Origin of the sequence: uncultured Microbacterium sp. (genome assembly GCF_937927635.1) — a bacterium.
Taxonomy (GTDB): Bacteria; Actinomycetota; Actinomycetes; order Actinomycetales; family Microbacteriaceae; genus Microbacterium.
The window spans coordinates 1-10,961 of record NZ_CALBRW010000022.1 but is presented as its reverse complement, the minus strand read 5'-3'; the positions used below and the strand labels follow the sequence as shown (position 1 = coordinate 10,961).

Here is a 10,961-nt window from a genome sequence, read left to right as displayed (position 1 = left end):
CAACCAGCTGTTCACGATGCACGGCACGATCATGCTGCTGATGTTCGCGACGCCGCTGTTCGCCGGATTCGCCAACGCGATCCTGCCGCTGCAGCTGGGCGCTCCGGATGTCGCGTTCCCGCGCCTGAACGCCTTCGCCTTCTGGCTGTTCGCCTTCGGTTCGACCATCGCCGTCGCCGGCTTCCTCACCCCGCAGGGTGCGGCCTCGTTCGGCTGGTTCGCCTATCAGCCTCTGGCCAGTGAGACGTTCACGCCCGGGGCCGGAGGAAACCTCTGGATGCTCGGACTGGGCCTCTCCGGCTTCGGCACGATCCTCGGTGCGGTGAACTTCATCACCACCGTCATCACGATGCGCGCACCGGGCATGACCATGTGGCGCATGCCGATCTTCTCGTGGAACACGCTGATCACCAGCCTGCTGATCCTGATGGTCTTCCCCGTGCTGGCCGCCGCGATCCTGGCAGCAGCCGCCGACCGCGTGCTCGGCGCCCACATCTACGACCCGCAGAACGGCGGTGTCCTGCTCTGGCAGCACCTGTTCTGGTTCTTCGGCCACCCCGAGGTGTACATCATCGCGCTGCCGTTCTTCGGCATCGTCTCCGAGGTGTTCCCGGTGTTCAGCCGCAAGCCGGTCTTCGGCTACAAGACCCTGGTGTACGCGACGATCTCGATCGCTTCGCTGTCCGTGGCCGTGTGGGCGCACCACATGTACGCCACCGGCGGTGTGCTGCTGCCGTTCTTCTCGCTGATGACCATGCTCATCGCCGTTCCGACCGGTGTGAAGATCTTCAACTGGATCGGCACGATGTGGCGAGGCTCGCTGACGTTCGAGACGCCCATGGTGTTCGCACTCGGGTTCCTCACCTCGTTCGTGTTCGGCGGTCTGACCGGCGTCATCCTGGCGGCCCCGCCGCTGGACTTCCACGTCACCGACTCGTACTTCGTGGTCGCGCACTTCCACTACGTGGTGTTCGGCACGGTCGTGTTCGCCATGTTCTCCGGCTTCTACTTCTGGTGGCCGAAGTGGACGGGCCGCATGCTCAACGAGCGCCTCGGGTACATCCACTTCTGGATGCTGTTCATCGGCTTCCACATGACCTTCCTCGTGCAGCACTGGCTGGGCGTCGACGGCATGCCCCGCCGCTACGCCGACTACTCGGCCTACGACGGCTGGGAGTGGGGCAACCAGGTCTCCACGATCGGCTCCGTCATCCTCGGCGCATCGATGATCCCGTTCTTCCTGAACGTCTGGATCACCGCCCGCAAGGCGCCGAAGGTGACCGTGGACGACCCGTGGGGCTACGGCACGTCGCTCGAGTGGGCGACCTCGTGCCCGCCGCCGCGTCACAACTTCACGTCGATCCCGCGCATCCGCAGCGAGCGCCCCGCGTTCGATCTGAACCACCCCGAGGGTGCCGAGCAGCCCGTTCCTGCCGGTGCCGCAGCTGGAGAGGCCAAGTAAACCCATGCGCAGCACTATCGTCGTCTGGTGGGTCACCGCTGGCTTCTTCTACGTGATGTCCACCGTCTACACGATCTGGAACCTGCTCGACCCCAACCACGGGTACGTCGAGTGGACCGGAACGATCGGACTCCTGTTCATCGGCCTCATGAGCTCGATGATCGCGATCTACCTGCGCAAGACGTACCGTGCGCAGGGCGGAGAGCTGCCCGAGGATGTGCTGACGGCCGACATCGACGATGGCGACCCTGAGCTCGGCGAGTTCAGCCCGTGGTCCTGGTGGCCCATCGTGCTGGCCGGTTCCGGCGCGATCTTCATGATCGGTCTGGCGGTCGGACACTTCCTGCTCCCCGTGGGCCTCGCGGTGTTCGTCGTCGCGATCGTCGGCTGGGTGTACGAGTACTACCGCGGACACTTCGCCCGCTGACCTGAGCGCACACGAGGGGCCTTCCGGACTGATCCGGAAGGCCCCTTCTGCATCCCTGTTGGAGCGCGTGACTTCGCGGGACTCGAATGGCGGGCACCACGCGGGCGAGCCAACCAGATGAGACCCGCGGGATCAGCGCCGCCTGAGCTCGCCCTCAGCGCAGCGAGGCTGACCAGCGCCCTCAGGCGCGCGTGCGGATGCGGGGGACGCCGGTGAGGGGATCGATGGGGCGCCGGTGGATGCCGTCGTGGTCCTCGACGGGGTAGCCCTCGCGCACCCAGTACTCGAAGCCGCCGATGAGCTCGCGCACCGGATAGCCCAGCTTGGCGAACTCCAGCGCTCCCTTGGCGCCGGCGTTGCAGCCGGGGCTCCAGCAGTAGACGACCACATCGGTGCCGGCGGGTATCTCCTTCGGCGCGCGCTCGGCGATCTCGCGGTAGTGCATGTGCACGGCGCCTGCGATGCGTCCCTGCGCCCACGCCTCGTCGGAGCGGACGTCGATGACCACGACGTCCTTCCCGGCCTTCTGAGCGGCGTACAGGTCGCTGCCGTCGGTCTCGTGGGCGAGCTTGGCTTCGAAGTAGGCGGCGCGGTCCATGGCACCAGACTACGCCGCGGCTCTCAGGCGGGTCCGAAGATGTCGGGCGCGGAATGGTGCCTTGTCATCCCGACGCAACGGGCATGGGCAATCCGACCCGGGAACGACTGAGGGCCCCATCCGAATGGATGGGGCCCTCAGTCGTGGGGAGCGGCTTACTCGCCGTCCTTCGACTTCTTCTCAGGGTCCTTGGCGATCACCGAGCTCGACGTGCTGGCGCCGTGCTCTTCGGCGATCTCGACCGAGGCCTCGTCGGTGACACCGGCGCGGGCGTGCGCACCGGCGATCTCGTCGTGCTCGATCTCGGCGTCGTGCGCCAGGGCGTGCTGCTGGTGAGCGTCGGCCTCGTCGATCTGAGCCTGCGTGAGCGGCTGCAGACGGTCCTCGAAGAACCAGCGCGAGAGCGACGAACGCAGGTTCTCGTGCCACGGGATGCGTCCCTTGGCGTTGGGGCGCACCACCAGCGGCTGGTAGGTCTCGTAGTCGATGAGCTTCCAGCGGTCGTACACGTCGACGGGCTGATGCACCTCGATGAACTCGCCACCGGGGAGGCGGACGATGCGGCCCGACTCGTAGCCGTGCAGGACGATCTCGCGGTCCTTCTTCTGCAGCGCGAGGCAGATGCGCTTGGTGATGAAATAGCCGATGATCGGGCCCAGAATCAGCAGCGCCTGCAGGGTGTGGATGACACCCTCCATCGTGAGCATGAAGTGCGTGGCCATGAGGTCGGACGATGCGGCCGCCCACAGGACTGCGTAGAAGATCATGCCGGCGACGCCGATCGCGGTGCGCGTGGCGGCGTTGCGAGGACGATCAGCGATGTGGTGCTCGCGCTTGTCGCCGGTCACCCACGCCTCGATGAAGGGGTAGATGGCGACGACCACGATGAACAGGCCCAGGACCAGAACCGGGATCAGGATGCCCAGCGACAGCGTGAAGTTGCCCAGCGGGACGTCCAGGTGCGGCGGAGCCAGGCGCAACGCGCCATCGGCGAAGCCGATGTACCAGTCGGGCTGCGTGCCGGCCGACACGGGGGACGGGTCGTAGGGGCCGTAGTTCCAGATCGGGTTGATCTGGAAGAACGTCGCGATCAGCACGATGGTGCCGAAGACGATGAACAGGAAGCCGCCCATCTTCGACATGTACACCGGCATCATCGGGTAGCCGACGACGTTCTTGTTGGTGCGGCCGGGGCCGGCGAACTGCGTGTGCTTGTTGATCACCATCAGCATGAGGTGCAGCACGACGAACGCGATCACTAGCAGCGGGAGCAGCAGGATGTGCAGCGTGTACAGGCGGCCCACGATGTCGCTGCCGGGGAACTCGCCGCCGAAGATCAGGAACGAGGTCCAGGTGCCGATCAGGGGGAGGCCCTTGACCATGCCGTCGATGATGCGCAGGCCGTTGCCGGAGAGCAGGTCATCGGGGAGCGAGTAGCCGGTGAAGCCCTCGGCCATGGCCAGGATGAACAGCACGAAGCCGATCACCCAGTTGAGCTCGCGTGGCTTGCGGAACGCGCCGGTGAAGAACACGCGGAGCATGTGCACGCCGATGCCGGCGACGAACACCAGGGCGGCCCAGTGGTGGATCTGGCGGACCAGGAGGCCGCCGCGCAGGTCGAAGGAGATGTGCAGCGTGGACTCCAGCGCCGCGGACATCTCGATGCCGCGCATGGGCTGGTACGCGCCGGTGTAGTGCGTGGGGACCATGGACGCCTGGAAGAAGAACGTCAGGAACGTTCCGGACAGGAACACCACGACGAAGCTCCACAGCGCGATCTCGCCGAGCATGAACGACCAGTGATCGGGGAAGATCTTGCGCCCGAGCTCCTTGACGAAGCCCGAGAGGCTGGTGCGCTCATCGATGTAGTTGGCCGTGCCCGCGAGGAAGCGGCCGCCGAGCGGCTTCTCCTTGGTCTCTGCGGACTTGGTGTCCTCGTGAAGAGTTGCGGTGCTCAATGACGCTCCCAGAAGCTCGGGCCGACAGGTTCGGTGAAGTCGCTCTGCGCGATGAGGTAGCCCTCGTCGTCGACGGCGATCGGCAGCTGCGGCAGCGGGCGCGCAGCCGGGCCGAAGATGACCTTGGCGTGATCGGTGACGTCGAACTGCGACTGGTGGCAGGGGCACAGCAGGTGGTGCGTCTGCTGCTCGTACAGCGCGACGGGGCATCCGACGTGCGTGCAGACCTTGGAGTACGCGACGATGCCGTTGTACGACCAGCTCTTGCGCTTCTCGGTCTCGATCAGCTGCTCGGGGCGCAGGCGCATGAGCAGGACGATGGCCTTGGCCTTCTCCTCGAGCATGCCGCCCTCGTGGCCGAGCTCGTTCAGCCCCTCGGGGATGACGTGCACGGCCGAGCCCAGCGTCACGTCCGCTGCACGGATCGGGGTGCCCTCGGGGTCGTGGACCAGGCGGGTGCCCTTCTTCCACATGGTGTGCTGCAACAGCTCGACGGGGTTGCCCGCGTTCGGGTCATCCGGCGTGGCGAACGGCGCCAGGCCGCGGAACAGCGTCACGCCGGGGACGATCGAGGCCACCACGGCGGCGATCAGCGAGTTGCGGATCATCGTGCGGCGTCCGAAGCCGGACTCCTCGTCGGCCTCGGCGAAGGCCTGGACCGCCGCCTCGCGGGTCGTGTCGCGACCGCGGGTGGGGTGGCGGTACTCCACGTGCTCCTTGTCGCTCATGAGCGACTTGGACCAGTGGATGGCGCCGATGCCGATGCTCAGCAGTGCGAGCGCGATGCCCAGGCCGATGAACATGTTGTTGTAGCGCACATCGATCAGCGCGCCGGACTCGATCGGGAACAGCATGTACGCGGCGACTGCCCAGATGCTGCCGGCCAGTGACAGGTAGAACAGCGTGTAGACGGTGCGCTCCGCGGTCTTCTCGACCTTGGGGTCCTTATCCGTCATGCGCTGGCGGTGCGGCGGCAGTCCCGGGTCGACTGCGGGATCGCTGACTGCGACGCCCAGCCCCGGTGAGGGCTGGTAGGCCCGCTCCAGAGCCTGCGTGTCGTCGTCGTGTGCCATGGTGCTCCTCGTACGTGGTTCGTCGATGAAAGTGCGTCAGTTGGACTTCGCCGTGATCCACACGGTGAGGGCGACGAGTGCGCCGATTCCGAAGATCCAGATGAACAGGCCCTCTGAGACCGGGCCCAGCGAGCCGAGCGTGAATCCGCCGACCTGGACCTCGTTCTGCTGGAAGACGAGGGCGGCGATGATGTCGCGCTTGTCCTGCGTGCTCAGGTTCATGTCGCCGAAGACCGGCATGTTCTGCGGGCCGGTGACCATGGCCGCGTAGATGTGCAGAGCACTGGTCGACGTCAGCGCCGGGGCGTACTTGCCCTCGGTGAGAGCACCGCCGGCTGCGGCGACGTTGTGGCACATCGCGCAGTTCATGCGGAAGAGCTCCGCGCCCTTGGAGAGGCTGACCTCGTCGGAGGAGTCCTCAGGGTCGGTCTTGCCGTCGGTGACCCAGCTCTCCGGGTACGTCGGGCCGGGGGCGACCGACTGCACGTACGACGCGATCGCACGGATCTGCGGCTCGGTGAACTGCGGGGTCTTCCGCGGCGCCTGCGGTCCCTGCATCTGCAGCGGCATGCGGCCGGTCGCCAGCTGGAACTCGACGGAGAGCTCACCGACGCCGATGAGGCTCGGCCCCTCGGGGGTGCCCTGCATGTTGAGGCCGTGGCAGGTGGCGCAGTTCGCGGTGAACAGCTTCTGCCCGTCGGCGGCCGTCAGTTCGGATGCCGCGGTGGTCTGCGTGCCGGTGGTCGACGCCATGGCCGCCGACGCTCCGGCGTACACACCGCCGGTCAGCAGCAGGCCCGCGCCGATCAGCGCGACGGCGGCGAAGGGGCTGCGGCGGCCGCGCGAGCGGCGCTTCTTCTCTCGTGCCATTTCGGAAAAACGCTCCGCTCTCATTTAACGCTCCGCTCTCATTTAAGGAAGTAGATGACGAAGAACAGGACCACCCAGACGACGTCGACGAAGTGCCAGTAGTACGACACGACGATCGAGGAGGTCGCCTCCTTGTGGCGGAAGTTCTTCACGGCGTACGCGCGGCCGATGACGAGCACGAAGGCGATCAGGCCGCCGGTGACGTGCAGGGCGTGGAAGCCGGTGGTGATGTAGAAGGCGGACGCATAGGCGTCGGCGTTGATGGGCATGCCCTCCGCGACGAGCGTCGCGTACTCCCAGACCTGGCCGCTGACGAAGATCGCGCCGAGGATGAAGGTGAGCCAGAACCACTCGACCATGCCCCAGCCGAACAGGCGGCGGCGGCCGGCTGCGTTGAGCTTGCCCTTGGCCACGTGGTAGGGCTGAAGGTCCTCGGCCGCGAAGACGCCCATCTGGCAGGTGAACGAGGACGCCACCAGGATGAGCGTGTTCACCAGTGCGTAGGGAACGTTCAGGTCGCCGGTACGGGAGGCCCACAGATCCGGTGAGGTGCTGCGGAGGGTGAAGTAGATCGCGAAGAGTCCCGCGAAGAACATCACCTCGCTGCCGAGCCACACGATGGTGCCGACAGCGACCGGATTGGGGCGCTTGATGGTTCTTGCCGCCGGGGCATGCGTCGCTGAGGTGGTCACAGACCCATTATGGCTGATTCCGCGCGCCGATTCTTGCACCAGTGTCGGCCGTTTCGCTGTTCGGCGGCTCGGGGAGGCCTAGGAGGCACCTGCGAATGTGCTCGGACCGTGATGAATCCCGCAGGTCGCACCGCAAGTCGCGCGGTGTCATCTCGACTCGGGATCGAGTGCGCCGCGATTATGATCGCAGATATGGCTGACTCCCTGACATGGCCCGATCTGCTGCTGACGCTTCTGGAGCGGCGCGACCTGAGCGTGTGGGAGTCCACCTGGGCCATGCGGCAGGTGATGCGCGGCGAGGTGTCGCAGGCGCAGCTGGCCGCCTTCCTCATCGCCCTCCGGGCCAAGGGAGAGACCGTCGACGAGGTGGTCGGATTCCGAGACGCCATCCTCGAGGCGGCGGTGCCGCTGCCGGTCTCCTCGGACGTGCTGGACATCGTCGGCACGGGTGGCGACCGCGTGGGGACCGTCAACGTCTCCACCACCGCAGCGGTGATCGTCGGCGCCACCGGCATCCCCGTCGTCAAACACGGCAACCGCGCCGCCAGCTCCTCGTCGGGATCCTCCGACGTGCTGGCCGCCCTCGGACTCAACATCTCCCTGGACCCTGTGCACGTGGCGTCCGTGCTGGAGCGCACCGGCATCACGTTCGCGTGGGCGGCGGCCTTCCACCCCGGCTTCCGCCACGCCGGCGCCGTGCGCTCGGAACTGGCCGTGCCGACGGTGTTCAACATGCTGGGCCCACTGTGCAACCCGGCGCGCGCCGAGGCGAATGCGGTGGGCGTCGCGAAGCTCGACCTCGTGCCGCTGATCACGGGCGTGTTCCGCACCCGCGGGGCGACCGCGCTGGTGTTCCGCGGCGACGACGGACTCGACGAGCTCACCACCACCGGGCACTCCCGCATCTGGGAGGTCGCCCGCGGCGACATCCACGAGCACGACCTGGACCCGCGCGATCTGGGCATCCCGCTGGCGGAGCTGTCCGATCTGATCGGCGGCTCGCCCGAGCACAACGCGCGCATCCTGCGGAGCACTCTGGAGGGTGAGAAGGGCGCGGTGCGCGACATCGTGCTGCTCAACGCCGCCGCGGGGATCGTCGCCTATGAGCTCTCCCACGATGCCGCGCTCACGCAGCAGCCCATCGTGGCGCGCCTGCGCGACGCGTACGGGCGCGCAGAGGCGGCCATCGACGACGGCCGCGCCATCAAGAGGCTGGATGACTGGATCCGGGTCTCGCAGGAGACTGCGAAGGCCTGAGCGCTCGGCTGCCATGGATGCCGCTGACGCGCTGCGCGAGATCGCCGAGCTGCTCGAGCGGGAGCGCGCCTCCCGCTATCGGGCGCGGGCGTTCCGGCAGGCTGCGGCCGTCCTCGCGGAGCTGCCGGCCGAGGTGGTGTCCGACCTGTCCCGACTGCGCGCGCAGAAGGGCATCGGCGACTCGACGTTCGAGGTGATCCGGCAGGCTCAGCAGGGCGCCGTGCCGGACTACCTCGTCGAACTCCGCTCGGCGGTGGAACCGGAGGTCGCGTCCGCGCTGCGGTCGAGTCTGCGCGGCGACCTGCACAGCCACACGGATTGGTCCGACGGGATCACGCCGCTCGGCACGATGGTCGCCGCCGCTCGCGCACTGGGCCACGAGTACCTGGCGGTCACCGACCACTCGCCGAGGCTGCGCGTCGCGCGTGGTCTCTCGGCGGAACGGCTGCGCGCGCAGATGCCCCAGGTGCGTGCTCTCTCCGGCGACGGCCTGACCGTGCTGGCGGGCATCGAGGTGGACATCCTCGACGACGGCGCGCTGGATCAGGATCCGGCCCTGCTCGCGGAACTGGACGTCGTCGTCGCGTCCGTGCACTCGAAGCTGAGGATGGACGCCGCGGCCATGACGCGCCGGATGGTCGCGGCGGTCTCCGATCCGCACGTGAACGTGCTGGGGCACTGCACGGGCCGGCTCGTGCAGGGGGAGCGCGGAACGCGCCCGGCATCCGACTTCGACGCGTCGGCGGTCTTCGCCGCGTGCGCGGCGAACGGCGTGGCCGTGGAGATCAACTCCCGCCCCGAGCGGCAGGATCCGCCCGACGAGCTCATCGCGGCCGCGCTGGCGGAGGGATGCCTGTTCAGCATCGACTCCGACGCGCACGCGCCCGGCCAGCTCTCGCTGCTGGATCACGGCGCCGCCCGGGCCGAGGCGTGCGGTGTGCCGCCGGCGCGGATCGTCACCACCTGGGGCCTGGAGAGGCTGCGCGCCTGGGCCGGCTAAGCGCCCGCCAACGCTGCCAGTGCGCGACTCATCGACGTGCCGAGGTTCCACTGCGCGGCCAGCTGCTCCGCAGCATCCGCCTGCGCGGGGTCCAGCGCTCGCACCGGTGCGTCCGGCGCGGTGACGTCGAGGTCGCGCACGACCTGCACGACGGCCGGGGCGACGTCGAGATAGTCGGATGCCGCGGCGAACCGCGCTGTGACGGCCGCACTCAGCGTGCCCGACGCGGCCGCCTCGCGCACGCCGCGCAGATCGCCGTGCGCCTGCAGCAGCGTGGCCGCGGACTTCTCGCCCACGCCCTTCACGCCGGGCAGCCCGTCGGAGGCATCCCCGCGCATGGTCGCGAAGTCGGCGTACTGGGAGGGGAGGATGCCGTACTTGGCGACGACCACGGTATCCGTCACGATCTCAAGATTGCTCATGCCCTTCGCCGTGTAGACCACGCGCACGTCGCGGGCGTCATCGACGAGCTGGAAGAGGTCCCGGTCGCCGGTCACGATGTCGACGGGGATGGCCGAGCGGGTGGACAGCGTTCCGATCACGTCATCGGCCTCGTGGTCGGCGACTCCCACGATCGGAATGCCGACGGCCGTCAGCGCCTGGCGGATCAGCGGCACCTGCTGGACGAGGGCCTCGGGGACGTCCTCGATCTCGCCCGCGTCCGATGAGATCAGCCGGTGCGCCTTGTAGCTCGGGATGCGGTCGACGCGCCACTGCGGGCGCCAGGCGTCATCCCAGCACGCGACGATCTGCGTCGGTCGGTACAGCGTGACGAGCTTGGCGACGATGTCCAGTAGTCCGCGCACGGCGTTGACCGACGAGCCGTCCGGCGCCTTCACCCTGTCGGGCACGCCGTAGAAGGCGCGGAAGTAGAGGGATGCGGTGTCCAGCAGCATCAGGCGATCGCTCACGAGATCAGCCTAGAGAGGGGATGGCGCACCCGCCATCGTCTGATAACCTGGAGTGTCACTCGTGGCGAGCATCCGCGTGCCTGTGTGACGACGCACACAACAACAATCCGCCTCGGCTCCATCATGGCATCTCGCCGACGACCGAGGCCCGAGTATCCATTCACAAGGACAACCCACTACATGACTAGCGCAACGACCGCCCCGGCCACCAAGCAGGTCGCGATCAACGACATCGGATCTGCCGAGGACTTCCTGGCCGCGGTCGAGAAGACCCTGAAGTTCTTCAACGACGGCGACATCATCGAGGGCACGATCGTCAAGATCGACCGCGATGAGGTTCTGCTCGACGTCGGCTACAAGACCGAGGGCGTCATCCCCTCGCGTGAGCTCTCGATCAAGCACGACGTCGACCCCAACGAGGTCGTCGCCGTCGGCGACAAGGTCGAGGCCCTCGTCCTCCAGAAGGAGGACAAGGAAGGCCGTCTGATCCTGTCCAAGAAGCGCGCCCAGTACGAGCGCGCCTGGGGCGACGTGGAGAAGATCAAGGAGAACGACGGCGTCGTCACCGGCACCGTCATCGAGGTCGTCAAGGGCGGCCTCATCGTCGACATCGGACTGCGCGGCTTCCTGCCCGCGTCGCTGATCGAGCTGCGTCGCGTCCGCGACCTCACCCCGTACCTCGGCCAGGAGCTCGAGGCGAAGATCCTCGAGCT

Annotated in this window: 11 protein-coding genes; 5 read left to right on the top strand and 6 right to left on the bottom strand. The window is 67.6% G+C overall.

Translation table 11 applies throughout. The annotated features are described in order from the left end of the window. The coding region (locus tag Q0568_RS11265) for a cbb3-type cytochrome c oxidase subunit I (protein ID WP_298866467.1) at window positions 1-1,462 on the top strand (1,462 nt) is incomplete at its 5' end. Between the two features lie 4 nt (window positions 1,463-1,466). Beyond that, the gene (locus Q0568_RS11260; RefSeq protein ID WP_298866465.1) at window positions 1,467-1,889 is read left to right on the top strand and encodes a cytochrome c oxidase subunit 4; all 423 of its coding nucleotides are present in this window, start codon (window positions 1,467-1,469) and stop codon (window positions 1,887-1,889) included. Between the two features lie 181 nt (window positions 1,890-2,070). Here the strand turns inward: Q0568_RS11260 and Q0568_RS11255 are convergent, their stop codons facing one another. The 5 genes from Q0568_RS11255 to Q0568_RS11235 all read right to left on the bottom strand — a co-directional run bounded on the left by Q0568_RS11255 (window position 2,071) and on the right by Q0568_RS11235 (window position 7,080). After that, the gene (locus Q0568_RS11255) at window positions 2,071-2,487 is read right to left on the bottom strand and encodes a rhodanese-like domain-containing protein (RefSeq protein WP_298866463.1); all 417 of its coding nucleotides are present in this window, start codon (window positions 2,485-2,487) and stop codon (window positions 2,071-2,073) included. 155 nt (window positions 2,488-2,642) lie between these two features. After that, window positions 2,643-4,445, bottom strand: a complete 1,803-nt coding sequence (locus Q0568_RS11250; protein WP_298866461.1) for a cytochrome bc complex cytochrome b subunit — start codon at window positions 4,443-4,445, stop codon at window positions 2,643-2,645. Continuing rightward, the gene (locus tag Q0568_RS11245) at window positions 4,442-5,518 is read right to left on the bottom strand and encodes a ubiquinol-cytochrome c reductase iron-sulfur subunit (protein ID WP_298866459.1); all 1,077 of its coding nucleotides are present in this window, start codon (window positions 5,516-5,518) and stop codon (window positions 4,442-4,444) included. The genes Q0568_RS11250 and Q0568_RS11245 overlap by 4 nt, the downstream gene beginning before the upstream one ends. 36 nt (window positions 5,519-5,554) lie before the next feature. Further along, window positions 5,555-6,388 (bottom strand): cytochrome c, encoded by an 834-nt coding sequence (locus Q0568_RS11240; RefSeq protein WP_298866457.1) that lies wholly within the window; start codon window positions 6,386-6,388, stop codon window positions 5,555-5,557. Window positions 6,389-6,426: 38 nt separating this feature from the next. Further along, window positions 6,427-7,080 carry a heme-copper oxidase subunit III gene (locus Q0568_RS11235; RefSeq protein ID WP_298866455.1) on the bottom strand — a complete coding sequence of 218 codons (654 nt, stop codon included), beginning with the start codon at window positions 7,078-7,080 and terminating at the stop codon, window positions 6,427-6,429. A 192-nt stretch (window positions 7,081-7,272) separates the two neighbouring features. Between Q0568_RS11235 and trpD the strand changes: the two genes are divergently transcribed. Continuing rightward, window positions 7,273-8,337 carry an anthranilate phosphoribosyltransferase gene (trpD, locus tag Q0568_RS11230; RefSeq protein ID WP_298866453.1) on the top strand — a complete coding sequence of 355 codons (1,065 nt, stop codon included), beginning with the start codon at window positions 7,273-7,275 and terminating at the stop codon, window positions 8,335-8,337. 13 nt (window positions 8,338-8,350) lie between these two features. Then, window positions 8,351-9,337 carry a PHP domain-containing protein gene (locus Q0568_RS11225; RefSeq protein WP_298866451.1) on the top strand — a complete coding sequence of 329 codons (987 nt, stop codon included), beginning with the start codon at window positions 8,351-8,353 and terminating at the stop codon, window positions 9,335-9,337. Here Q0568_RS11225 and Q0568_RS11220 read toward each other — a convergent pair. Continuing rightward, complete coding sequence (locus tag Q0568_RS11220) at window positions 9,334-10,248, bottom strand: 5'-3' exonuclease (protein ID WP_298866449.1); 915 nt, start codon at window positions 10,246-10,248, stop codon at window positions 9,334-9,336. The two genes, Q0568_RS11225 and Q0568_RS11220, sit on opposite strands and share 4 nt — an antisense overlap. A gap of 180 nt (window positions 10,249-10,428) precedes the next feature. Here Q0568_RS11220 and Q0568_RS11215 point away from each other — a divergent pair. After that, window positions 10,429-10,961 (top strand): S1 RNA-binding domain-containing protein (locus tag Q0568_RS11215; protein ID WP_298866447.1); only part of this gene is annotated, 533 nt, incomplete at its 3' end.

What these genes read in the sequence shown, in the direction of transcription:
- Q0568_RS11240 (WP_298866457.1), bottom strand. Translation starts at nt 6,388, where the DNA reads ATGGCACGAGAGAAGAAGCGCCGCTCGCGCGGCCGCCGCAGCCCCTTC.
- Q0568_RS11255 (WP_298866463.1), bottom strand. Translation starts at nt 2,487, where the DNA reads ATGGACCGCGCCGCCTACTTCGAAGCCAAGCTCGCCCACGAGACCGAC.
- Q0568_RS11260 (WP_298866465.1), top strand. Translation starts at nt 1,467, where the DNA reads ATGCGCAGCACTATCGTCGTCTGGTGGGTCACCGCTGGCTTCTTCTAC.
- trpD (WP_298866453.1), top strand. Translation starts at nt 7,273, where the DNA reads ATGGCTGACTCCCTGACATGGCCCGATCTGCTGCTGACGCTTCTGGAG.
- Q0568_RS11225 (WP_298866451.1), top strand. Translation starts at nt 8,351, where the DNA reads ATGGATGCCGCTGACGCGCTGCGCGAGATCGCCGAGCTGCTCGAGCGG.
- Q0568_RS11245 (WP_298866459.1), bottom strand. Translation starts at nt 5,518, where the DNA reads ATGGCACACGACGACGACACGCAGGCTCTGGAGCGGGCCTACCAGCCC.